This is a genomic window from Enterobacter sp. R-1.6.2, assembly GCF_035064085.1.
Classification (GTDB): domain Bacteria; phylum Pseudomonadota; class Gammaproteobacteria; order Enterobacterales; family Enterobacteriaceae; genus Enterobacter; species Enterobacter asburiae_B.
In genome coordinates this window covers 59,213-83,807 of record NZ_JASEYI010000013.1, presented here as the reverse complement: position 1 = coordinate 83,807, position 24,595 = coordinate 59,213, and the positions used below count along the sequence as shown (strand labels likewise).

Annotated in this window: 20 protein-coding genes; 14 read left to right on the top strand and 6 right to left on the bottom strand. The window is 57.3% G+C overall.

The features are described 5' to 3' along the window. Positions 1-4 precede the first annotated feature (4 nt). Complete coding sequence (mrcA, locus tag QMN93_RS15230) at positions 5-2,557, top strand: peptidoglycan glycosyltransferase/peptidoglycan DD-transpeptidase MrcA (RefSeq protein ID WP_094934889.1); 2,553 nt, start codon at positions 5-7, stop codon at positions 2,555-2,557. A gap of 87 nt (positions 2,558-2,644) precedes the next feature. Here mrcA and nudE read toward each other — a convergent pair whose 3' ends face one another. Beyond that, positions 2,645-3,205 (bottom strand): ADP compounds hydrolase NudE, encoded by a 561-nt coding sequence (gene nudE, locus QMN93_RS15225; protein WP_008503041.1) that lies wholly within the window; start codon positions 3,203-3,205, stop codon positions 2,645-2,647. 324 nt (positions 3,206-3,529) lie between these two features. Between nudE and QMN93_RS15220 the strand changes: the two genes are divergently transcribed. The 5 genes from QMN93_RS15220 to pckA all read left to right on the top strand — a co-directional run bounded on the left by QMN93_RS15220 (position 3,530) and on the right by pckA (position 9,728). Further along, entirely contained in the window at positions 3,530-5,665 is a 2,136-nt protein-coding gene (locus QMN93_RS15220) for an intracellular growth attenuator family protein (protein ID WP_033146817.1), read from the top strand. 67 nt (positions 5,666-5,732) lie between these two features. Further along, on the top strand, positions 5,733-6,416 hold the full coding sequence (yrfG, locus tag QMN93_RS15215) for a GMP/IMP nucleotidase (RefSeq protein WP_182382782.1): 684 nt from the start codon (positions 5,733-5,735) through the stop codon (positions 6,414-6,416). Beyond that, positions 6,413-6,814, top strand: a complete 402-nt coding sequence (hslR, locus tag QMN93_RS15210) for a ribosome-associated heat shock protein Hsp15 (protein ID WP_029740483.1) — start codon at positions 6,413-6,415, stop codon at positions 6,812-6,814. The genes yrfG and hslR overlap by 4 nt, the downstream gene beginning before the upstream one ends. 17 nt (positions 6,815-6,831) lie before the next feature. After that, complete coding sequence (gene hslO, locus QMN93_RS15205) at positions 6,832-7,716, top strand: Hsp33 family molecular chaperone HslO (RefSeq protein WP_161495995.1); 885 nt, start codon at positions 6,832-6,834, stop codon at positions 7,714-7,716. Positions 7,717-8,108: 392 nt separating this feature from the next. Next, the gene (pckA, locus tag QMN93_RS15200; protein ID WP_047345740.1) at positions 8,109-9,728 is read left to right on the top strand and encodes a phosphoenolpyruvate carboxykinase (ATP); all 1,620 of its coding nucleotides are present in this window, start codon (positions 8,109-8,111) and stop codon (positions 9,726-9,728) included. Between the two features lie 96 nt (positions 9,729-9,824). On the opposite strand, the gene envZ is transcribed toward pckA, so the two are convergent. Both envZ and ompR read right to left on the bottom strand, forming a co-directional pair. Then, positions 9,825-11,171 carry a two-component system sensor histidine kinase EnvZ gene (gene envZ / locus QMN93_RS15195; protein ID WP_010436407.1) on the bottom strand — a complete coding sequence of 449 codons (1,347 nt, stop codon included), beginning with the start codon at positions 11,169-11,171 and terminating at the stop codon, positions 9,825-9,827. Further along, positions 11,168-11,887, bottom strand: coding sequence for a two-component system response regulator OmpR (gene ompR / locus QMN93_RS15190; protein ID WP_001157751.1), 720 nt, complete (start codon positions 11,885-11,887; stop codon positions 11,168-11,170). Before ompR ends, envZ begins: the two co-directional genes overlap by 4 nt. Positions 11,888-12,119: 232 nt before the next feature. Here ompR and greB point away from each other — a divergent pair, with 232 nt between their 5' ends. From greB to feoC, 5 genes are all read left to right on the top strand, one after another. Continuing rightward, positions 12,120-12,593 (top strand): transcription elongation factor GreB, encoded by a 474-nt coding sequence (gene greB, locus QMN93_RS15185; protein WP_064673702.1) that lies wholly within the window; start codon positions 12,120-12,122, stop codon positions 12,591-12,593. Positions 12,594-12,680: 87 nt separating this feature from the next. Continuing rightward, positions 12,681-15,011, top strand: coding sequence for a Tex family protein (locus QMN93_RS15180; protein WP_193140129.1), 2,331 nt, complete (start codon positions 12,681-12,683; stop codon positions 15,009-15,011). Between the two features lie 336 nt (positions 15,012-15,347). After that, on the top strand, positions 15,348-15,575 hold the full coding sequence (gene feoA, locus QMN93_RS15175) for a ferrous iron transporter A (RefSeq protein ID WP_008503050.1): 228 nt from the start codon (positions 15,348-15,350) through the stop codon (positions 15,573-15,575). 30 nt (positions 15,576-15,605) lie between these two features. Further along, positions 15,606-17,924: a Fe(2+) transporter permease subunit FeoB gene (gene feoB, locus QMN93_RS15170; protein ID WP_047059829.1), complete on the top strand. Its 2,319-nt coding sequence runs from the start codon at positions 15,606-15,608 to the stop codon at positions 17,922-17,924. A 10-nt stretch (positions 17,925-17,934) separates the two neighbouring features. Beyond that, a complete protein-coding gene (gene feoC / locus QMN93_RS15165; RefSeq protein ID WP_193140132.1) occupies positions 17,935-18,171 on the top strand; it encodes a [Fe-S]-dependent transcriptional repressor FeoC in 237 nt (78 codons plus the stop codon). 33 nt (positions 18,172-18,204) lie between these two features. Here the strand turns inward: feoC and QMN93_RS15160 are convergent, their stop codons facing one another. Together QMN93_RS15160 and bioH are read right to left on the bottom strand one after the other, a co-directional pair. Further along, the gene (locus QMN93_RS15160; protein WP_033146824.1) at positions 18,205-18,474 is read right to left on the bottom strand and encodes a YdgH/BhsA/McbA-like domain containing protein; all 270 of its coding nucleotides are present in this window, start codon (positions 18,472-18,474) and stop codon (positions 18,205-18,207) included. Positions 18,475-18,585: 111 nt separating this feature from the next. Beyond that, positions 18,586-19,359, bottom strand: coding sequence for a pimeloyl-ACP methyl ester esterase BioH (gene bioH, locus QMN93_RS15155; RefSeq protein ID WP_045888430.1), 774 nt, complete (start codon positions 19,357-19,359; stop codon positions 18,586-18,588). 36 nt (positions 19,360-19,395) lie between these two features. Here bioH and gntX point away from each other — a divergent pair, with 36 nt between their 5' ends. From gntX to gntT, 3 genes are all read left to right on the top strand, one after another. After that, complete coding sequence (gntX, locus tag QMN93_RS15150; protein WP_047059832.1) at positions 19,396-20,079, top strand: DNA utilization protein GntX; 684 nt, start codon at positions 19,396-19,398, stop codon at positions 20,077-20,079. A gap of 61 nt (positions 20,080-20,140) precedes the next feature. After that, the gene (nfuA, locus tag QMN93_RS15145; protein WP_008503055.1) at positions 20,141-20,716 is read left to right on the top strand and encodes a Fe-S biogenesis protein NfuA; all 576 of its coding nucleotides are present in this window, start codon (positions 20,141-20,143) and stop codon (positions 20,714-20,716) included. 390 nt (positions 20,717-21,106) lie between these two features. Next, entirely contained in the window at positions 21,107-22,423 is a 1,317-nt protein-coding gene (gene gntT, locus QMN93_RS15140; RefSeq protein ID WP_039263070.1) for a gluconate transporter, read from the top strand. 86 nt (positions 22,424-22,509) lie between these two features. On the opposite strand, the gene malQ is transcribed toward gntT, so the two are convergent. Next, positions 22,510-24,591 carry a 4-alpha-glucanotransferase gene (gene malQ / locus QMN93_RS15135; RefSeq protein WP_193140134.1) on the bottom strand — a complete coding sequence of 694 codons (2,082 nt, stop codon included), beginning with the start codon at positions 24,589-24,591 and terminating at the stop codon, positions 22,510-22,512. Positions 24,592-24,595 lie beyond the last annotated feature (4 nt).

Below are 24,595 nucleotides of genomic sequence, written 5' to 3'. Positions count from 1 at the left end.
TCCGGTGAAGTTCGTAAAGTATTTATTCATCCTTGCAGTCTGTTGCATTCTGCTGGGAGCAGGCTCGATTTACGGTTTATACAAATATATTGAGCCACAGCTACCTGATGTCGCCACGCTTCGCGATGTGCGCCTCCAGATCCCGATGCAAGTCTATAGCGCCGATGGCGAGCTGATGGCGCAGTATGGCGAGAAGCGTCGTATTCCGCTGACCTTAAACCAAATCCCCCCCGTGATGGTGAAAGCCTTTATCGCCACGGAGGACAGCCGTTTTTACGAGCACCACGGTGTCGATCCGGTGGGGATTTTCCGTGCCGCGAGCATTGCGTTGTTCTCTGGTCACGCCTCTCAGGGGGCGAGTACCATTACGCAGCAGCTGGCGCGTAACTTCTTCCTCAGCCCTGAAAAGACGCTGATACGTAAGATCAAAGAGGTGTTCCTCGCGATCCGTATTGAGCAGCTGCTGAGCAAAGACGAAATCCTTGAGCTGTACCTCAACAAAATCTACCTGGGTTACCGCGCCTATGGCGTGGGGGCTGCCGCACAGGTGTACTTCGGTAAGCCCGTTGAGCAGCTAACCTTAAGCGAAATGGCAACCATCGCCGGTCTGCCAAAAGCGCCGTCCACGTTTAACCCGCTCTACTCGCTCGATCGCGCCACCGCGCGCCGTAACGTCGTTTTGTCACGTATGCTGAGCGAAGGCTACATCAGCCAGAGCGAGTACGACCAGGCGCGTAACGATGTCATTGACGCTAACTACCACGCCCCTGAGATCGCCTTCGCGTCCCCTTACCTGACCGAAATGGTTCGCCAGGAGATGGTGAATCGCTATGGTGACAAGGCCTACGAAGATGGCTATCGCGTGTACACCACCGTCACCCGTAAGGTCCAGCAGGCGGCTCAGGAAGCGGTGCGGAACAACGTGATGGACTACGATATGCGTCACGGCTATCGCGGCCCGTCAAACGTGCTCTGGAAAGTGGGCGAAAGCGCGTGGGACAGCAAAAAAATCACCAGTACGCTGAAGGCGCTGCCAACCTATGGTCCGCTCCTTCCTGCCGTGGTGACGCAGGCCGATCCTCAGGAAGCCGTTGCGACGCTCGCGGACGGTACCTCCGTCTCGCTGCGTATGGACGGTATCCGCTGGGCGCGTCCTTACCGCTCGGATACGCTGCAGGGCGCAACGCCGCGTAAAGTGACCGATGCAGTCCAGACCGGGCAGCAAATCTGGGTGCGCAAGGTAGGCGAATCCTGGTGGCTGGCGCAGGTGCCGGACGTCAACTCGGCCCTGGTCTCTATCAATCCACAGAACGGTGCCATCCTGGCCCTGGTCGGCGGGTTTGATTTCAACCAGAGCAAATTTAACCGCGCCACTCAGGCGCTGCGTCAGGTCGGTTCCAATATCAAACCGTTCCTCTACACGGCAGCGATGGATAAGGGGTTGACCCTCGCCAGCATCCTTAACGACGTGCCAATCTCCCGCTGGGATGCCGGTGCCGGTTCCGACTGGCAGCCGAAGAACTCTCCTGCGGAGTATGCCGGCCCAATTCGTCTCCGTCAGGGCCTGGGACAGTCGAAAAACGTGGTGATGGTGCGCGCCATGCGCGCAATGGGCGTCGACTATGCCGCAGAGTATCTGCAGCGCTTCGGTTTCCCGGCGCAGAACATCGTTCGCACCGAGTCGCTGGCGTTAGGCTCCGCCTCGTTTACGCCGCTTCAGGTCGCACGCGGGTACTCGGTGATGGCCAACGGCGGCTTCCTGATTGACCCGTACTTCATCAGCAAGATTGAGAACGATCAGGGCGGCGTGCTGTTCGAAGCGAAGCCGAAAATTGCCTGCCCTGACTGCGATATTCCGGTGATTTATGGCAATACGCCGAAATCCGAGGTGCTTGAGAATAAGGACATGGAAGACCCTGCCGTGTCTCAGGAGCAGCAGAGCGGCGTCGTGCCGCAGCCGCAGCTTGAGCAGGCTAACCAGTCGCTGGTGGCACAGACCGGCGCGCCGGAGTATGCCCCGCACGTGATCAACACGCCGCTGTCGTTCCTGATCAAAAGCGCGCTGAACACCAACATCTTCGGTGAACCGGGCTGGCAGGGCACAGGCTGGCGCGCAGGGCGCGATTTGCAGCGCCATGATATCGGCGGTAAAACGGGGACAACCAACAGCTCGAAAGATGCGTGGTTCTCCGGCTACGGCCCGGGCGTGGTGACGTCGGTCTGGATCGGTTTCGACGATCACCGCCGTGACTTAGGCCGTACAACGGCCTCCGGCGCGATTAAGGATCAGATCTCCGGCTACGAAGGCGGTGCGAAGAGCGCGCAGCCGGCCTGGGACGCCTACATGAAGTCCGTTCTTGAAGGCGTGCCGGAGCAGCCGTTAACGCCACCGCCAGGCGTGGTGACGGTTAATATCGACCGCAGCACCGGTCAGCTCGCCAACGGCGGTAATAGCCGCGAAGAGTATTTCATCGAGGGCACGCAGCCAACCACGCAGGCGGTGCACGAGGTGGGGACAGAGATTATTGATAACGGCGAGACGCACGAGCTGTTCTGACAACAAAGCAAAACGGCAACCTCTGGTTGCCGTTTTTGTGTTTGCTCCCTCTCCCGTGGGAGAGGGTTGGGTGAGGGCATCAAGCCACTACAGTCGCCCCTGCCCCTTCAACCACTCCCGTACCAGGAACAGCGCGCTCACGTTGCGAGCCTCATTAAAGTCAGGGTCTTCCAGCAGATCCATCAGGTGCGCTAGCGGCCAGCGAACCTGCGGCAGCGGCTCCGGTTCATCCCCTTCCAGCGATTCAGGATAGAGATCTTCAGCCACCACGATATTCATTTTGCTGGAAAAATAGGACGGCGCCATGCTCAGCTTTTTCAGGAATGAAAGCTCATTCGCACCAAAGCCGACCTCTTCTTTTAGCTCGCGGTTTGCCGCTTCAAAGACGGTTTCACCTGGGTCGATAAGCCCTTTCGAGAACCCAAGCTCGTAAGATTCCGTTCCCACAGCGTATTCGCGGATCAAAATCAGATGATCGTCGACAATGGGAACAATCATCACCGCTTCGCGCGAAGAGGGGCGCATACGTTCATAAACGCGACGCACACCGTTGCTGAACTCCAGGTCCACACTTTCGACATTAAACAGGCGCGATTTGGCGACAGTTTCAACATTCAGAATGGTGGGTTTTTGTAATGGTTTGCTCATCTTGATGGGTCTTAGCAGTGAGAACTGGCGTTATTGTGCGATATGCCGCACGGTTTCGGCAATGTCAATCGTTCTTTATTTACATTTGTGCAACGTAACTGGGATCAATCCTCAATTCAAAACAAATGTCAAGAGGTTGAAATGTTTCCAGGAATTTGCTGATATCGCGCCATAACAGGCTTTGCTATTATCACCGGTCACTGGGATGCGCTTTAGAATGCTCAAGTTCGACTCCATACTTGCCGATAGCCAGCCACAGACTCTCATTCAATGTAAAGGTGCTACTGACTACACCTGTAAGAAGATAAGTAAGATGGGGAAAGCATGAGCACCATTTTGATTGTTCTCGCTGCTATGCTGGCCGGCGCGTTGGTTGCAGGGTGGTTGTACAGGCGCCGCGTACAGCGCCGTTATCGTCTGCCCTTTTTAAACGCATTTGCGGGTGCGAGCACGCGTAAACTCACGCAGGACGAGCGCGATGCGGTTGAAAACTATCTCGAAATCCTGAACCGTACTCAGTTAACGCCTGGGCCAACGGGAGCCACCGCTGCGCCCGTCGCGCTAAAGCTTAATGCGCAAAGTGATACCGTGCTCTGCGTGACGCGCTCCATCACGCGCTATGGCATCACCACTGATGACCCCAACAAATGGCGCTATTACCTTGATTCCGTCGAAGTGCATCTGCCCCCGTCCTGGGAGCAATACATTAATGACGAAAACAGCGTTGAGCTGATTCACACCGATTCGTTGCCTCTGGTAATCACGCTTAACGGCCATACGCTGAATGAATACCTTCAGGAAGCCCCGCGTTTTGCGCTGGAACGCGCGAGTTCAACGCAGGCGTCCATTCGTGGCGAAGAGACAGAGCAGATCGAACTGCTGAACATTCGCCAGGAGACGCATGAAGAGTACGCCCTGAGCCGCCCGGACGGCATCCGTGAAGCCATTCTGATCGTTGCTGCCTTCCTGCTCTTTTTCATCTGCCTGCTGACGCCGGATGTGTTTGTCCCCTGGCTGGCTGGCGGCGCGGTGCTGCTGCTGGCCGGCGGGCTTTGGGGTCTCTTTGCTCCACCGGCTAAAACCTCGTTGCGCGAGATCCACTGCCTGCGCGGGACGCCAAAGCGCTGGGGCCTGTTCGGTGAAAACGATCAGGAGCATCTCAACAATATCTCGCTCGGTATTATCGACCTGATCTACCCGCGTCACTGGCAGCCGTGGATCGCACAGGATTTAGGGCAGAAAACCGATATTGATATCTACCTTGACCGCCACGTTGTGCGTCAGGGGCGCTTCCTGTCTCTGCATGATGAAGTGAAAAATTTCCCGCTTCAGCACTGGCTACGCAGTACGGTCATTGCCGGCGGCGCCGCGCTGGTCTTAGCCATGCTGCTGCTTTTCGTGCCGCTGGATATGCCCATTAAATTCACCCTGTCGTGGATCAAAGGGGCGCAAACCATTGAAGCGACAAGCGTCAACAAACTGGATGAAGCCGGTGTACGCGTGGGGGACACGCTGCGCCTGAAGGGAACCGGGATGTGTAATATTCACACCCCGGGGGCGTGGAACACGCGTCAGAGCTCGCCGTTCATGCCGTTCGACTGTTCGCAAATTATCTGGAACGACGCGCCGCCGCTGCCGCTGCCGGAATCCGAAGTGGTGAACAAGGCCACGGCTCTTACCCAGACGGTTAACCGCCAGCTGCACCCGAAACCGGACGACGATTCGCGCGTCAGCCCCGCGCTGCGCTCGGCCATTCAGAAATCAGGCATGGTTCTGCTGGATGATTTTGGTGACATCGTCCTGAAAACGCAGGATTTATGCTCCTCTCAGGATGAGTGCATACGCCTTAAAAACGCCCTGGTAAACCTGGGGAACAGCAAAGACTGGGACTCGCTGGTAAAACGCGCCGAAGCGGGACGACTGGATGGCGTTAACGTGCTGCTGCGTCCGGTGAGCGCGGAATCGCTGGATAACCTGGTCGCCACCTCGACGTCGCCGTTCATGATGCGCGAGACCACCCGCGCGGCTCAGGCGCTGAACAGCCCGGCGCCGGGCGGCTTTGTGATAGCAAGCGATGAAGGCAGCGATCTGGTCGATCAGCCCTACCCGCAGGTTGCGCTTTATGACTACCCGGCGCAGGAGCAGTGGAGCCAGTTCCAGCGCCTGGCGCAGATGCTGATGCAAACGCCGTTCAGCGCCGAAGGGATTGTCACGAGTATTTATACCGACGCCAACGGCACTCGCCATATCGGCCTGCACCGGATGCCGGATAGCGCAGGCTTGTGGCGTTACATCGGCACCTCTTTGCTGATGACCGCGATGCTGATCGCCATTTTCTGGAACGGCTTTATGGCCCTGCGCCGCTACCAGCGCTCGCGCACCCGGCTTGCAGACATTCAGCAGTATTATGAAAACTGCCTCAATCCAAAGCTGATCCCCTCGTCTGAGAGCCTGATCTGATAACGTCGTTGCGCGGCAAGTTGTGCTACCCTGTCGCGCACGTTTCTTCTGGCTGGAGTTCCCCCTTATGCATCTTGATATCGCCTGGCAGGAGGTAGATACCGTTCTGCTGGATATGGACGGCACGCTGCTCGATCTCGCCTTTGATAACTATTTCTGGCAAACGCTGGTTCCTGAAACCTATGGCGAGCAGCAGGGGATCTCTCCGGCAGAAGCGCAGGCATTCATTCGTTCGCAATATAGTGCGGTGCAACATACGCTAAACTGGTACTGTCTTGACTACTGGAGCGAGCGCCTCGGTCTGGATATTTGTGCCATGGCCACCGCCCAGGGCCCGCGCGCCGTTCTGCGCGAGGATACCGTGCCCTTTCTGGATGCGCTGAAAGCGAGCGGCAAGCGCCGTATTTTGTTGACCAACGCGCATCCACATAATCTGGCGGTGAAGCTGGAGCATACAGGTCTGGCGTCGCACCTTGATTTATTACTTTCCACCCACACATTTGGTTATCCGAAAGAGGATCAGCGGTTGTGGCATGCGGTGAAGGAAGAGACGGGTTTGCAGCCAGAACGTACGTTGTTCATTGATGACAGCGAGCCCATTCTGGATTCCGCGGCAAGGTTTGGCATTCGCTACTGTCTGGGCGTGACCAATCCTGACTCTGGCCTGGCTGAAAAAAGCTATATGCGCCACCCTGGACTGAACGACTATCGCCAGATGATCCCTTCACTGACCGTGAAGGAGACGCCATGAAAGAAAAACCCTCTGACGGGGTAAGACTGGATAAATGGCTGTGGGCAGCGCGTTTTTATAAAACACGCGCCCTTGCCCGCGAGATGGTTGACGGCGGAAAAGTGCATTACAACGGCCAGCGCAGCAAACCGAGCAAGCTGGTTGAGCTGAATGCCACCTTAACGCTGCGTCAGGGCAACGATGAACGTACGGTGGTGATTAAAGCCATTACCGAACAGCGTCGACCTGCAGCGGAAGCCGTACTGCTTTATGAAGAGACAGCGGAGAGCATTGAAAAGCGCGAGAAGACCGCGCTGGCGCGCAAAATGAACGCGCTGACGATGCCCCACCCGGACCGGCGACCGGATAAAAAAGAGCGTCGCGATCTGATGAAATTTAAACACGGTGAGACTGATTAACCTCACCCGCACGAGAGATGAAAATGGCCCAACACGACCAATTACACCGCTATCTGTTTGAACAATTCGCCGTGCGCGGCGAGCTGGTCACCGTATCCGAAACCTGGAAACAGATTCTGGAAAACCACAATTACCCGCTGCCGGTGAAGACCCTGTTGGGCGAACTGCTGGTTGCCACCAGCCTGCTGACGGCGACGCTGAAGTTTGCCGGTGATATCACCGTGCAGCTGCAGGGCGACGGCCCGATGACGCTGGCGGTGATCAACGGCAATAACCAGCAGCAGATGCGCGGCGTGGCGCGCGTTCAGGGCGACGTGCCTGAAAATGCAGACCTCAAAACGCTGGTGGGTAATGGCTACCTGGTGATCACCATCTCCCCTGAGGAAGGCGAGCGCTATCAGGGCGTGGTGGGTCTGGAAGGCGATACCCTGGCAGCCTGCCTGGAAGATTACTTCATGCGTTCTGAACAGCTGCCGACGCGTCTCTTCATCCGCACCGGTGAAGTGGACGGTCAGCCTGCTGCGGGCGGTATGCTGCTGCAGGTTCTGCCTGCGCAGGACGCACAAACCAATGACTTTGAGCACCTGGCGACGCTGACCGAAACCATCAAAGCGGAAGAGCTGTTCAACCTGTCGGCGACCGACGTGCTGTGGCGTCTGTACCACGAAGAAGAAGTGACGGTTTACGATCCGCAGTCCGTGGAATTTAAGTGCACCTGCTCACGCGAGCGCTGTGCTGGCGCACTGAAAACCCTGCCGGATGAAGAGATCGACAGCATCATGGCGGAAGACGGCGAAATCGATATGCACTGTGACTACTGCGGTACGCACTACGTGTTCAATTCGATGGATATCGCTGAGATCCGCAATAACGCCTCCCCGGCGGATCCGCAGGTTCACTAAACCTCTTTCCCCTCACCCTAACCCTCTCCCCAAAGGGGAGAGGGAACTTGAACCCCCTCTCCCCTTCGGGGAGAGGGCTGGGGTGAGGGGTAAAAAACTCCCCCCAAGCTGAATCGTTTTCCTTATGTAACTCTTACGTAATTTTCTTACGTGTATGCGATTACATTCACATTCTTTCCGATAAAATCACCACTCTTTAACCTTTTCGGAACATTTTCCCCAACCAAAAAGCGATTCCTGCGATAATCCGCCTGCGCTGTGACTGGAGTCGCAGCGTTTTCCGTTAGTAAGGGTTTTGTCCAGATGCGTAAATCTATGAGCCCCGTCGCGGTTAACAACCTCAGAAAAACCCTACAATTTCAGGCAGTACATATTGGCTAAGGAGCAGTGATATGCGTGTTACTGGTTTAACCCCGCAAGATCTCAAGGCTTATGGTATTCACGACGTCCAGGAAATCGTCTACAACCCCGACTACGATACGCTGTATCAGGAAGAGCTCAATCCAGCACTGGAAGGATACGAGCGTGGTGTGTTGACGAATCTTGGTGCTATCGCCGTCGATACCGGTATTTTTACCGGTCGTTCGCCGAAAGATAAGTATATCGTCCGAGACGAAACCACCCGCGATACGCTGTGGTGGGCTGACAAGGGCAAAGGGAAGAACGACAACAAACCGCTCTCTCCGGAAACCTGGCAGCACCTGAAAGGGCTCGTCACCCATCAACTTTCCGGCAAGCGTCTGTTTATTGTCGACGCTTTCTGCGGCGCTAACGCCGATACCCGTCTCTCCGTGCGTTTTATCACTGAAGTGGCCTGGCAGGCGCATTTCGTGAAAAACATGTTTATTCGTCCAACCGACGAAGAGCTGCAGGATTTCACCCCGGATTTCATCGTGATGAACGGTGCGAAATGCACGAACCCACAGTGGAAAGAGCAGGGTCTGAATTCCGAAAACTTTGTGGCCTTCAACCTGACCGAGCGTATCCAGCTGATAGGCGGTACCTGGTACGGCGGCGAAATGAAGAAAGGGATGTTCTCGGTCATGAACTACCTGCTGCCGCTGCGGGGCATCGCCTCCATGCACTGCTCGGCTAACGTCGGTGAAAAAGGCGACGTGGCGGTATTCTTCGGCCTGTCCGGCACAGGGAAAACCACCCTGTCCACCGATCCAAAACGTCGCCTGATTGGCGATGACGAACACGGCTGGGATGACGACGGCGTATTCAACTTTGAAGGCGGCTGCTACGCGAAGACCATTCGCCTGTCTGAAGAGGCCGAGCCGGATATTTTCCACGCGATCCGTCGCGATGCGCTGCTGGAAAACGTCACCGTGCGTGCCGACGGCTCCATCGACTTCGACGATGCGTCGAAAACGGAAAACACCCGCGTCTCTTACCCGATCTACCACATCGACAATATCGTGAAGCCGGTGTCAAAAGCGGGTCATGCCACGAAGGTCATTTTCCTGACCGCGGATGCGTTCGGCGTGCTGCCTCCGGTGTCTCGCCTGACGGCCAGCCAGACGCAGTACCACTTCCTCTCCGGTTTTACCGCCAAGCTGGCGGGTACCGAGCGCGGCGTGACGGAGCCAACCCCAACCTTCTCCGCCTGCTTCGGCGCGGCCTTCCTGTCGCTGCACCCGACGCAGTACGCTGAAGTGCTGGTGAAACGCATGCAGGCATCCGGCGCGCAGGCATACCTGGTGAACACCGGCTGGAACGGTACCGGCAAACGTATCTCTATCAAAGATACCCGCGCGATTATCGACGCCATTCTGGATGGTTCTCTGGACGACGCCGAAACCTTTACGCTGCCGATGTTTGACCTGGCGATCCCAACGTCGCTGCCGGGTGTGGATACGCATATCCTCGACCCGCGCAACACGTACGGTTCTCCGGAGCAGTGGCGCGAGAAAGCGGAATCGCTGGCGAAGCTGTTTATCGAGAACTTCGAGAAGTATACCGATACCCCGGCGGGCGAAGCGCTGGTGAGCGCGGGACCGAAGCTGTAGGTCAAAGCAAAAAGGCAACGAAAGTTGCCTTTTTTATTGTTTTCTCCCTCTCCCGTGGGAGAGGGCCGGGGTGAGGGCATCAGGCCGCACCTTTTTTTAACCCTCTTTCACCTGCCCCCGCGTCACCGGTACCGGCAGCCAGGCGCGAATGCTCAGCCCACCCCGCTCGCTGGTGCCAATCTCCAGCAGTCCGTTGTGGTTATCGATAATACGCTGAACAATTGCCAGGCCTAAGCCCGTGCCGCTGGTGCTGCGCGCGCTGTCGCCGCGCACAAACGGCTGGAACAGATGCTTACGCTGCTCGGGCTTGATGCCAGGACCGTCGTCTTCCACCTGGAACCAGGCGCGGTTGAGTTCAGACCCGCTGCTGACTTTGATCCAGCCATTGCCGTAACGCGCCGCGTTGACCACCATGTTCGCCACTGCGCGCTTAATGGAGAGCGGGTGCATGCGTACCTGAATTTCACCCGCCTGCAGGTCGGTATCAATCTCACGCTCGTAGCCGCTTTCCGCCGCCACTACCTCGCCCAGCACCGCGTTCAGATCCGCCATCTCCATCGGCATCTCCTGCCCGGTGCGCAGGTAGTCGATGAATTGCTCAATGATGGCGTTACACTCTTCGATGTCCTTGTTAATGGACTCGGCGAGATAACCGTCCTCTTCCCCCATCATCTCCGTCGCCAGACGAATACGCGTTAGCGGCGTGCGAAGGTCATGGCTGACGCCTGCCATCAGCAGCGTACGGTCATCCGCCAGCTGCTTCACGCCTGCCGCCATATGGTTAAACGCGCGCGTCACCGAACGGACTTCCGAGGCGCCATACTCGCGCAGCGGAGGTGGAATAATCCCTTTACCGACCTGCAGCGCAGCGTGCTCCAGGTCGACCAGCGGTCGGTTCTGTATACGGATAAATAGCCACGCGCCGCCTATCGCCAGCAGCATAATCGCCAGGGTGTAGCGGAACAGCGGCGAGAAGTCGCCCTGATGGATTTCGGTCAGCGGAACGCGCACCCAGATATTGGGTGACAGCCAGGTTTTCAGCCAGACGACGGGCGAGCTTTTGTTGACCTCAACGCGCACTTCCGTTGGGCCGCCCAGCTGCTGCGCCATCTGCTGGCTGAGGAATTCGTAGTGCTGCGCCCAGCGCAGGCCAGCGTCTTCCGCCGCTTCGTTGGAGTAGAGCGAAATGCCCAGCTCACGGTAGATTTCACGGCGAAACGCCGGGGGAACGACGAGCTGCGTGCCGTCCTCCAGCTGCAGTTTGTCGGTCATCAGCATACGGACTTCGTAGGCCAGGACCTTATTAAACTGCTGGAGGCTCGGCAGGATCGCAAAGTTCAGCACCACCAGATAGGTCGTCACCAGGCTGACGAACAGCAGGGTGACGATCAGCAACAGGGTGCGGGCAAACGAGCTACGCGGCGAGAAGCGCATTCGCCTCATGCTTTAGAGCCGTCCGGGACGAACACGTAGCCCAGACCCCATACGGTCTGAATATAACGAGGATGCGCAGGATCTTCTTCCACCATGCGGCGCAGGCGGGAGATCTGCACGTCAATGGAGCGTTCCATTGCGGAGTATTCGCGACCGCGCGCTAGGTTCATCAGCTTGTCGCGGGAAAGCGGTTCACGCGGGTGGCTGACCAGCGCTTTCAGGACCGCAAACTCGCCGCTGGTGAGCGGCATTGGCTCGTCTTCACGGAACATCTCGCGCGTGCCGAGGTTCAGCTTGAACTTGCCGAAGGCAATGACGGCTTCTTCCTGAGACGGTGCCCCAGGCAGTTCGTTCGCCTGACGGCGGAGAACAGCGCGAATACGCGCCAGCAGTTCACGCGGGTTAAACGGTTTTGGAATGTAGTCATCCGCGCCGATTTCGAGGCCGACGATACGGTCAACTTCCTCACCCTTCGCCGTCACCATGATGATCGGCATCGGGTTGCTCTGGCTGCGCAGACGGCGGCAAATAGAAAGCCCGTCTTCGCCAGGCAGCATCAGGTCGAGAACCATCAGGTGGAAAGATTCACGGGTCAGCAGACGGTCCATCTGCTCAGCGTTCGCGACGCTACGAACCTGGAAGCCCTGCTCGGTCAGATAACGCTCCAGCAGCGCGCGCAGGCGCATGTCGTCATCCACGACCAGAATTTTGTAGTTCTCTTGCATTGTGTGTACTCCCAAAGGTTCGGATAGTCTTTGTAACAGCGTATTCTAAAAAAGTGCACGTATTCGACCAGTTAATTCTGGTATAAATTCTAGTCGAAATTGTTACAAAGCATATTTAACAGCAGCTTATCTGCTCATTTCATCACATAAATCATTATTAATCCTGTCTGTTACACTGTGCGGTACGTATTGTGCGCAAGACAGTTAACCGGCAGGCAGCAAAGGCTTTACCATGAAAACGCCCCTGATCACCCGCGAAGGGTACGAAAAGCTCAAAAAAGAGATGGATTACCTCTGGCGCGAAGAGCGTCCTGAAGTAACCAAAAAGGTGACCTGGGCGGCAAGCCTGGGCGATCGCAGCGAAAACGCTGACTACCAGTACAACAAAAAGCGGCTGCGCGAAATTGACCGCCGGGTTCGCTATCTGACGAAGTGCCTCGAGAATCTCAAAATTGTCGATTACTCCCCGCAACAGGAGGGCAAAGTGTTCTTCGGCGCGTGGGTGGAGATTGAAAACGACGATGGCGACACTCTGCGTTTTCGCATTGTCGGCTACGATGAAATTTTTGGTCGTAAGGACTACATCTCCATCGACTCCCCGATGGCTCGCGCGCTGCTGAAAAAGGAAGTGGGCGATCTGGCCGTCGTTCAGACTCCAGCCGGTGAAGCCAGCTGGTTCGTCAATGAGATCGTCTACGTAAAATAGTCCGAGAGCGCCCTCCCCGGCTGGCATTTTGCCGTGTCAGCCCGTATAACTATCCCCTGATTTTTCGACTCAACAGATGATAAAGCCATGATGAAAGATTCGCTCTGCCGCATTATTGCGGGTGATATTCAGGCCAGAGCCGAACAGGTAGAAGCTGCCGTTCGCCTGCTTGATGAAGGGAACACCGTGCCGTTTATTGCACGCTATCGTAAGGAAGTCACCGGCGGTCTGGATGACACGCAGCTGCGTAACCTGGAGACCCGTCTGGGCTATCTGCGCGAGCTGGAAGAACGTCGTCAGGCGATCCTCAAATCCATCGGCGAACAGGGCAAGCTGACCAGCGAGCTTGAAAGCGCCATTAACGGTACCCTGAGCAAAACCGAACTCGAAGATCTCTATCTGCCGTACAAACCGAAGCGCCGCACGCGCGGGCAGATTGCGATTGAAGCGGGTCTTGAGCCGCTGGCCGACCTGCTGTGGAACGAGCCGTCCCACGATCCGGAAACTGAAGCTGCCAAATTTATCGACGCCGACAAAGGCGTAGCGGACACCAAGGCCGCCCTTGACGGCGCGCGCTACATTCTGATGGAGCGCTTCGCCGAAGACGCCGCCCTGCTCGCTAAAGTGCGTGATTACCTGTGGAAGAATGCCCACATCGTCTCTACCGTCGTCGCGGGTAAAGAGGAAGAAGGCGCGAAATTCCGCGACTACTTCGATCACCACGAACCGATCTCTACCGCCCCTTCACACCGCGCGCTGGCAATGTTCCGCGGCCGCAACGAAGGCGTGCTCCAGCTCTCCCTGAACGCCGACCCGCAGTTCGACGAGCCGCCGAAAGAGAGCCACTGCGAGCAGATCATTATCGACCATCTCGGCCTGCGCCTGAACAACGCCCCGGCGGACAGCTGGCGCAAAGGCGTGGTGAGCTGGACCTGGCGCATCAAGGTGCTGATGCACCTCGAAACCGAGCTGATGAGCACCGTGCGCGAGCGCGCCGAAGACGAAGCGATTAACGTCTTCGCCCGTAACCTGCACGACCTGCTGATGGCCGCCCCTGCCGGCCTGCGCGCGACCATGGGTCTCGATCCGGGTCTGCGTACCGGCGTGAAGGTCGCTGTGGTTGACGGCACCGGCAAGCTGGTGGCGACCGATACCATCTATCCGCACACCGGCCAGGCAGCGAAAGCGGCCGTCGTGGTGGCGGCGCTGTGCGAAAAATACAATGTGGAGCTGGTTGCCATCGGCAACGGTACGGCTTCACGCGAAACCGAGCGTTTCTACCTCGACGTGCAGAAGCAGTTCCCGAAAGTGACGGCACAGAAAGTGATAGTCAGCGAAGCGGGAGCATCCGTCTATTCTGCGTCCGAGCTGGCGGCCCAGGAGTTCCCGGACCTGGACGTTTCCCTGCGCGGTGCGGTCTCTATCGCACGCCGCCTGCAGGATCCGCTGGCGGAGCTGGTGAAGATCGACCCGAAATCCATCGGCGTGGGCCAGTATCAACACGACGTGAGCCAGACTCAGCTGGCGCGCAAGCTGGATGCGGTGGTGGAAGACTGCGTAAACGCCGTCGGCGTTGACCTGAACACCGCTTCCGTTCCCCTGCTGACCCGCGTGGCGGGCTTAACCCGCATGATGGCGCAGAACATCGTCGCCTGGCGTGATGAGAACGGCCAGTTCCAGAACCGTCAGCAGCTGCTGAAGGTGAGCCGTCTGGGGCCAAAAGCCTTTGAGCAGTGTGCGGGCTTCCTGCGCATCAACCACGGCGATAACCCGCTGGATGCCTCCACCGTTCACCCGGAAGCGTACCCGGTTGTGGAGCGCATTCTGGCCGCCACCCAGCAGGCACTGAAAGATCTTATGGGTGACAGCAGCGCCCTGCGCAACCTGAAAGCCGTTGATTTCACCGACGACAAATTTGGTGTCCCCACCGTCACCGACATCATCAAAGAGCTGGAAAAGCCGGGCCGCGATCCGCGCCCTGAGTTCAAAACGGCGACCTTTGCTGACGGCGTGGAAACCATGAACGACCTGCTGCCCGGCATGGTGCTGGAAGGCGCGGTGACTAACGTCACTAACTTTGGCGCGTTTGTGGATATCGGCGTGCATCAGGACGGTCTGGTGCATATCTCTTCCCTTGCCGACAAGTTCGTTGAAGACCCGCACACCGTGGTCAAAGCGGGCGACATCGTGAAGGTGAAAGTGCTGGAAGTCGATCTGCAGCGCAAGCGTATCGCGCTGACCATGCGTCTGGACGAGCAGCCGGGCGACACCAGCGCGCGCCGCGGCGGCAATGGCGGTGGCCGCGAGCAGCAGCGCCCGGCCGCAAAAGCGGCAAAACCGCGCGGACGTGATGCTCACCCTGCAGGCAACAGCGCGATGATGGATGCGCTGGCGGCAGCGATGGGTAAGAAACGCTAAGGTTGCAATGCCCCTCACCCTAACCCTCTTCCCAAAGGGGAGAGGGGATCGCACGGTGCGGTCTTTCCCCCTCGTCCTCATGGGTGGGGGGAATAAAATCATATCGAAATATATGAAACCGATTGCATAGCCATATTTAAACCACGAATTATCACCCCGTTAACAAATACTCCCCTTTTTGTTTTCCAGGCAATTCAGCAAATATTGAGCCAGGTCAAACAGGCCGTAAATTAATACCGTAAACAACATTCCGTCACAGTTTTAATATTGCTGATAAAAACTATTCTCATTATCATCCCATAGTAGATAATTTAACCTTTCGTGGAATCAGGCGTTATGCAATTCACTCCAGACAGTGCATGGAAGATTACCGGTTTTACCCGCGAAATTAGCCCGGCCTATCGGCAAAAGCTGCTGTCGCTGGGCATGCTGCCCGGCTCGTCATTCCAGGTCGTGCGCGTGGCGCCGCTGGGCGATCCGGTTCATATCGAAACCCGCCGCGTGAATCTGGTGCTGCGTAAGAAAGACCTCGCGTTAATAGAAGTCGAAGCCTTATCCCGATAACAAGCCAGCGGTTTCAGTGAGTCTAAAAAAATGAAAAAGTTAACTATTGGCTTAATTGGCAATCCTAATTCCGGCAAGACTACGCTTTTTAACCAGCTAACCGGAGCCCGCCAGCGCGTGGGCAACTGGGCGGGCGTGACGGTTGAGCGTAAAGAGGGCCAGTTCACGACAACGGACAACCAGGTGACGCTGGTTGACCTTCCCGGCACCTACTCCTTAACCACCATTTCGTCGCAAACCTCGCTCGATGAGCAGATTGCCTGCCACTATATTCTTGGCGGCGACGCGGACCTGCTGATCAACGTGGTCGACGCTTCCAATCTCGAACGTAACCTTTATCTGACGCTGCAGCTGCTGGAGCTGGGCATCCCCTGCATTGTGGCGCTCAACATGCTCGACATTGCGGAGAAACAAAAGCTGCGCATCGACGTCGATGCCCTCTCCGCGCGCCTGGGTTGCCCGGTCGTTCCGCTGGTCTCGACGCGCGCTCGCGGTATTGATGCGCTGAAGCTGGCCATTGACCGTCACCAGGGAAATCATGACATTGAGCTGGTGCATTACGCGAAGCCTCTCCTGCGCGAAGCCAATGTGCTGGCGCAGGAGATGGACAAAAGCATGCCTGCGAAACAGCGCCTGTGGCTCGGCCTGCAGATGCTGGAAGGGGATATCTACAGCCGCGCTTACGCCGGGCATGCGGCTGATAAGCTGGACGCGACGGTGGCCCGTCTTAGCGACGAGCTGGACGACCCGGCGCTGCACATCGCCGATGCGCGTTACCAGGCCATCGCCTCGATTTGCGACGTTGTCAGTAACGCGCTGACGGCAGAGCCCAGCCGCTTTACGGCAGCGGTGGATAAAGTTGTGCTTAACCGCTTCCTCGGTTTGCCCATCTTCCTGCTGGTGATGTACGTGATGTTCCTGCTCGCCATTAACATCGGCGGCGCACTCCAGCCTATTTTCGACGCCGGTTCCGTCGCGGTCTTCGTCCACGGAATTCAGTGGGTGGGTTACACCCTGCACTTCCCGGAATGGTTAACCATCTTCCTTGCACAGGGGATCGGCGGCGGTATCAACACCGTTCTGCCTCTGGTGCCGCAGATCGGCATGATGTATCTGTTCCTCTCGTTCCTGGAAGATTCCGGCTACATGGCGCGCGCCGCGTTCGTGATGGATCGTCTGATGCAGGCGCTGGGTCTGCCGGGTAAATCCTTCGTCCCGCTGATTGTCGGCTTCGGCTGTAACGTACCGTCGGTGATGGGCGCACGCACCCTGGATGCGCCACGTGAACGTCTGATGACCATCATGATGGCGCCGTTTATGTCCTGCGGTGCCCGTCTGGCCATCTTTGCGGTCTTTGCCGCAGCCTTCTTTGGTCAGCAGGGCGCGCTGGCGGTCTTCTCGCTGTATGTGCTGGGCATCGTGATGGCTATTCTTACCGGTTTAATGCTGAAGCACACCATCATGCGCGGTGAAGCGTCGCCGTTTGTGATGGAGCTGCCGGTGTATCACGTGCCGCATCTGAAAAGCCTGGCGATCCAGACCTGGCAGCGCCTGAAGGGCTTTGTGCTGCGCGCCGGTAAGGTGATTGTCATCGTCAGCATTTTCCTGAGCGCGCTGAACAGCTTCACCCTCAGCGGGCAGGCGGCAGATAACATCAACGACTCTGCCCTCGCCTCCGTCAGCCGCGTCATCACGCCGGTCTTCAAACCGATTGGCGTGCATGAGGATAACTGGCAGGCAACCGTCGGGCTATTCACCGGCGCGATGGCGAAAGAGGTGGTTGTCGGCACCCTGAACACGCTTTACACCGCAGAGAACATTCAGGAACAGGAATTTAATCCGGCAGAGTTTCATCTCGGTCATGAACTGCTGGGTGCCGTAGAGGAGACCTGGCAGAGCCTGAAAGACACCTTCAGCCTGAGCGTGCTGGCGAACCCTATTGAGGCCAGCAAAGGTGACGGCGAAATGGCAACAGGTGCCATGGGCGTGATGGGCGAGAAATTTGGCAGCGCGTCCGCGGCCTACAGCTACCTCATCTTTGTTCTGCTCTACATTCCGTGCATCTCCGTGATGGGGGCGATTGCCCGCGAGTCCAGCCGCGGCTGGATGGGCTTCTCCATCCTGTGGGGGTTAAACATTGCGTACTCGCTGTCGACGCTCTTTTATCAAACCGTTAATTTCAGCCAGCATCCGCGCTACAGCCTGGTCTGCATTCTCGCGGTTGTGCTGTTTAACGTGATAGTGCTCGGTTTACTGCGGCGTGCGCGCAGCCGCGTCGACATCGACCTGCTGGCAAACCGTAAAACCGCCGCGACCTGCTGCAGCAGCCCGGCGGGCGACTGTCACTAAGGAGTAAACCATGGCATCGTTGATTCAGGTTCGTGACCTGCTGGCACTGCAAGGGCGAATGGAGGCGAAACAGCTGAGCCTCAGCCTGCATACGCCGCAGCCGATGATCGATGCCATGCTGGAAAGGCTGGAAGCCATGGGGAAAGCCGTGCGGATTCAGGAAGAAGCGGACGGTTGTCTCTCCGGCAGTTGTAAAAGCTGTCCGGAAGGAAAGGCCTGCCTCAGTGAGTGGTGGACGCTGCGTTAACAAAGCCGGGCATCGCTGCCCGGCTTTATCGTATTACTTGTAGACGTCCGCCGTTGCGCGTACGTTTTTGGTCTGTTTTTCTGCACTGGTGACGACATAGTACGTTCCGCCCAGCTCATCCGCTTTCTTCGACAGCTCTCTGCGAGCATCCATCGGCGCGGTGGTGTCAGACGTAGAAATCTCACCAATTTTCGTCAGATTCATGCCGGCAACTTTATCTTTTTCCAGCTCTTTTGCCGCAAAGACGCCAAATGACAGTGACCCAATAACCAGAGAAGTGACAATACCTGTAACAAGTTTCATAGCCTGACTCTCCATAGGATTGTTGTTTTGATTATCGTAGGCAGAACAACCGCAACGACATCTGGAGTATGGTTGCGGTGTGTTACTTTTTCCAGGCAGGATAGAAAATAATCAGTCGAAACGTTGACTTAACGCAATCAGCGCTGAACAAAATTCCGTCGGATGAGAGATAAACGGGGCATGTGCGGCTTTGGCAATGATCTGCGATTCACTCTCCGGCCAGAGTGAATCCAGCAGCGGAACCACTTTGCGCGGCACAATCCCGTCGAGGTAACCGTAGATACGCAGGTGCGGTACCGTCAGCGCGGCCAGCGGCTCGCGCAGGTCAACCGTTTTCAGGAGCTCAAGTCCGCCGTTAAGCACCTCAACCTCCGGCATCGGCAGCGAAAGCACGGTCTGCTTCAGCGTTCGGGCATCCTTACGCGCGGTGTCAGTGCCCATTGTCTGCAATGCCAGGAACCGCTCTACGGTCCGCTGGAAATCTTCGCTCAGCTGCTGCTGGAAGCCCGCCAGCACGTCAGGCTTGATCCCCGGCCACTCTTCCTGCGCGCTAAAACAGGGCGATGACGCCACCGTCACCAGCGCTTTTACGCGTTCAGGCCGCGACAGCGCAATCTGGCTCGCCACCAGCCCGCCCAGGCTCCAGCCCAGCCAGACCGCGTTTTGCGGCGCAGCGTCCAGAACCTGCTGCGCCATTTCATCAAGCGACAACGCGCCATACCCGCGGCTGCGGCCAAAGCCGGGTAAATCCACCAGATGCAGCGTGAAATGCGAGGCAAGTTCCTCACGTATGCAATGCCATATCTCCGCATTCAGGCCCCATCCGTGCAGCAGCACAAGATGGCAATTTCCTGTCCCTACGGTCTGCCACCACAGCGTCTTCATCAGTTACTGTTCTCTTTTTTCACATGGAGGTTGCACATGCTAACAGTACCCGGCTTGTGCTGGCTATGCCAAATGCCGCTGGCGCTCAGCGGGTGGGGCGTCTGCTCCGTCTGCACGCGATCGCTGCAATGGCGTATCGGGATCTGTCCACAATGTGGTTTACCGGCCACGAACCCCTCGTTGCCCTGTGGCCGCTGCCTGAAAAAATCCCCGCCGTGGAGCGCGCTGGTGGCCGTGGATGATTATGTTCCGCCGCTGAACAGGCTGATCCACGCGCTGAAGTTTTCCGGGCAGAGCTCGCTGGCACAGCCCCTTGCCCGCCTGCTGTTGCTGGCGGTTTTGCAGGCGCGACGTCACCGGGCACTGCCGAAAATTGACATGGTGGTGAATGTCCCCTTATACCGACGTCGGCACTGGCGGCGCGGCTATAACCAGAGTGACCTGCTCTGCCGTCCCCTCGCGCGGTGGCTCGGCTGCCGGTATGAGGCCCGCGCGCTGACACGCGTTCATGCCACCGCCATCCAGCATCAGCTCAGCGCACGGCTGCGCAAAAGAAACCTCAAAAATGCCTTTCGCCTTGAATTGCCGGTCGACGGTCTCCATATCGCGATTGTGGATGATGTCGTCACCACGGGCAGTACCGTTGCTGAACTTTCCCGACTGCTTTTGCGAAGCGGCGCCGCGTCGGTTCAGGTATGGTGTCTGTGCCGTACCTTGTAGCCCTTCTTCAATGGGCGTATGATTATACCCAGGTAATTTAGTCAACTATTAGGCCAAAGCTATGATCCGTATTTCCGATTCTGCACAAGCGCACTTTGCCAAACTGCTGGCAAATCAGGAAGAAGGGACGCAGATCCGCGTGTTTGTGATTAATCCAGGCACTCCGAATGCAGAATGTGGTGTTTCTTATTGTCCTCCGGATGCTGTGGAAGCGACTGACACTGCCCTTAAATTTGAACAGCTCACCGCCTACGTTGATGAGCTGAGCGCACCGTATCTTGAAGATGCGGAGATCGACTTCGTCACCGATCAGCTGGGTTCTCAGCTGACCCTGAAAGCGCCGAACGCGAAAATGCGTAAAGTGTCTGACGATGCCCCGTTGATGGAGCGCGTTGAGTATCTGCTGCAATCCCAGATCAACCCACAGCTGGCGGGCCACGGCGGTCGTGTTTCCCTGATGGAAATCACCGACGAAGGTTTTGCCATCCTGCAGTTTGGCGGCGGCTGTAACGGCTGCTCAATGGTCGATGTAACGCTGAAAGAAGGGATCGAGAAGCAGCTGCTGAACGAGTTCCCGGAACTGAAAGGCGTGCGTGACCTGACCGAGCACCAGCGCGGCGAGCACTCTTACTACTAATTCAGTATCCGTCTGTATCGCCCGGTGGCGCTGCGCTTACCGGGCCTACAGAAATAGTGAGGTCTGATGCCCTCACCCCCGGCCCTCTCCCGCGGGAGAGGGTGAAAACATTAAAAACGGTAACCTCATGGTTACCGTTTTGCGTTTACCTCCCATATGTTGACCTGCGTCTCATAATTCAAATTTAGCCTCCCAGGGTGATTCTCAATCGAGCCATGTTACCCGTATCATTCTCGTGGGCACTCAGCATCCTTATAACAGCCGACTAAACTTAATGGTTTCGAAGGCATCAGTATGAGTGCCGTTAACACTCTGTTCCCAGTTGGGACAATCGGAATTTGTCGTTGAAACAATGACGTTACCCATAACAATTCAAAGGCCAGGTAAATCATGCCATTAGTCATCGTTGCTATCGGTGTTGTGTTATTACTGCTCTTGATGATCCGTTTCAAAATGAACGGATTTATCGCTCTGGTTCTGGTGGCACTTGCAGTCGGTCTGATGCAGGGTATGCCGCTGGTTAAAGTTATCAGTTCCATCAAAGCCGGCGTCGGCGGCACGCTCGGCAGCCTGGCGCTGATCATGGGCTTCGGCGCCATGCTCGGCAAAATGCTGGCAGACTGCGGGGGCGCGCAGCGTATCGCCACCACGCTGATTGCCAAATTTGGCAAGAAGAACATCCAGTGGGCGGTGGTATTAACCGGTTTTACCGTCGGCTTCGCGCTGTTCTATGAAGTGGGCTTCGTGCTGATGCTGCCGCTGGTGTTCACCATCGCGGCTGCGGCAAACATCCCGCTGCTGTATGTCGGTGTGCCAATGGCTGCGGCGCTGTCCGTGACTCACGGCTTCCTGCCGCCGCACCCGGGCCCAACCGCTATCGCAACCATCTTCCACGCGGATATGGGTAAAACCCTGCTGTTCGGTACGATTCTGGCGATCCCAACCGTGATTCTGGCGGGCCCGGTTTATGCCCGCTTCCTGAAAGGCATTGATAAGCCGATCCCGGAAGGTCTGTACAGCGCCAAAACCTTCACCGAAGAAGAGATGCCGGGCTTTGGCGTCAGCGTCTGGACCTCTCTGGTACCGGTGATCCTGATGGCGATGCGTGCCGTGGCGGAGATGATTCTGCCGAAAGGTCATCCGTTCCTGTCCGTTGCGGAATTCCTCGGTGACCCGGTCATGGCAACGCTGATTGCGGTGCTGATCGCGATGTTCACCTTCGGCCTGAACCGCGGCCGTTCTATGGATCAGATCAACGACACGCTGACCTCTTCCATCAAAATCATTGCCATGATGCTTCTGATCATCGGCGGTGGCGGTGCATTCAAGCAGGTTCTGGTCGACAGCGGCGTGGATAAATACATCGCTGCCATGATGCATGAAACCAACGTATCGCCGCTCCTGATGGCCTGGTCTATTGCCGCGGTTCTGCGTATTGCGCTGGGTTCTGCGACCGTTGCAGCGATCACCGCGGGCGGTATCGTTGCCCCGCTGATTGCGACCACGGGTGTTAGCCCTGAGCTGATGGTTATCGCCGTCGGTTCCGGTAGCGTGATTTTCTCTCACGTTAACGATCCTGGCTTCTGGCTGTTCAAGGAGTACTTCAACCTGACGATCGGTGAAACCATCAAGTCCTGGTCCGCGCTGGAAACCATTATTTCGGTGTGCGGTCTGGTCGGGGTACTGCTGTTGAATATGGTGGTTTGATGTAAAAAAGCCGGGTGGCGCTGACGCTTACCCGGCCTACATTCTATTTCCTCTCCCTCTGGGAGAGGGTTAGGGTGAGGGTGAAACTACCGCTTCTTGCCCACCGCTCTTCTGCGCTTGTCCAAATCCTTAATCAGCTTGTTCACCCCGTCATCGGCAAACATCTTCTCAAGCGATATGGACAGCTTGCGACGCCAGTTCTTGTACTGATAGCTGGTCCCCGGAATGTTCACCGGCTCCGCCATATCAATCCAGTCTTCCGGCTGCAGACCCAGCAGGGCGCTGTTGCTGTCGGCAATATAGCGCTGCAAGCCGCGATTGAGGGTAGCGGTCATCGACATCAATGACGCCTTATGTCCGGCACGTTTCGGCAGACAGCCCTGCTTGTGCAGCGCATCCAGCAGCCCCTGTTTGGAGAGCTCGCGATCCTGATACAGGCCGCGCAAAACCTCTTCATCAGGGTACAGCCCGAGCGTTTTGCCGAGCGTCAGATCGCCGCTTTCCCAATAGCCACGAAGCGTAGGAAGGTCATGCGTCGTCGCGACTGCCATTGATTGTTCAGGGTACGCTTTCGGCGCGCGGAAGGTTTTCTCATGGTCGTTTTCAAAATAGAGCACTTTATAGGAGTAGACGCCGCTGTCGCGGAGCTTGCTGACAATTTCCACCGGCACGGTACCGAGATCTTCACCGATCACCATGCACTGATGGCGCTTACTTTCCAGCGCCAGGATCGACAGCAGATCGTCAACCGGATACTGCACGTACGCCCCGTGATCGGCCGTTTCACCGTACGGGATCCACCACAGACGCAGCACGGACATCACGTGGTCGATACGCAGCGCGCCGCAGTTCTGCATGTTCGCGCGCAGCAGGTCGATGAACGGCTCGTAGGCGCGCGACGCCATGACGTGCGGATCCATCGGCGGCAACCCCCAGTTCTGACCGAGCGGCCCAAGAATATCCGGCGGCGCGCCGACGGAAGCTTTCAGACAGTAAAGCTCGCGGTCGCACCAGGTTTCCGCGCCGCCCTCTGCCACGCCGACGGCCAGATCGCGATACAGGCCGATCGGCATCTTATAGCCCTGGCTCACCTGCCAGCAGGCGGCAAACTGGCTGTACGCCAGCCACTGCAGCCACAGGTAGAAGTCCACTTCATCGGCATATTTTTTACAGAACGCTTTTACTTCAGGCGTGTCGACGGACTGATACGCTTCCGGCCAGACCGGCCAGCCCCAGCGCATTTCGTCCTCCTTCACCTGATACGCGTGCAGCGCATCAAACGCCGCCTGCCAGTACAGGCTCTCGCCCTCCTGCGTCACAAACTGGCGGAACGCGGCCATCTGCTCGTCATCGCGCTGCGAAAAGCCTTTCCACGCCAGACGCAGCGCGGCCATTTTCAGCGCCGTGACGGTGGAATAGTCCACCCACTCCGCGTCGCGCGCCTGCTTCAGGGCCTGCTGCGTGGTGCTGAGTTTCCACCACGCCTGCGCCTCTTTGCTGTTTTTGAAGTCATCTAACGCGTTAACGTCGATATAAATCACGTTCAGCCAGCGACGGGACGACGGGCTGTACGGGCTGGCGCTCTCCGGGTTGGCCGGATAGAGCGCGTGGATCGGGTTGAGCCCGATAAACGCGCCGCCGCGCTCGCCCACATCCACCAGCATCTTTTTCAGATCGCCAAAATCACCGATGCCCCAGTTGCTGTCGGAGCGCAGCGTATAGAGCTGCACGCAGGCGCCCCACAGCTTTTTACCCTCGAGCAACGCCTGCGGCTCGTAGCAGCGTTTTGGCGCGACGATCACCCGGCAGTGGAAACGACGATCGTCCTGGGTGAGCGTTAAGGTGTGATACCCCTCCGGCAGCTTCGCCGGAAGGTTTAACGTTTTGCCGCCGGTGGCGTGGCCTTTGTGCTGATGCCCCTCTTCGGTGGTAAGCAGCCAGCTAAACTCGCCGCGCCCCTCCACCGCCAGCGGCATCTTTTTGCCTGCGGTGAACACCTTCACGTTCGGCATCGGCGCAACCGACGCTTTCGCGTCGGCTTTGTGCATGGCATCCAGCAAACGTCTTTTGGTGTCGGCGCCAATAGACTGCGGTTTGCCGTGCGCATTAATGTAACTGAGGCTGATCCCCGCCGCCTGCGCGGCGCTGTCCAGACGTTTACTCTCCATCGCG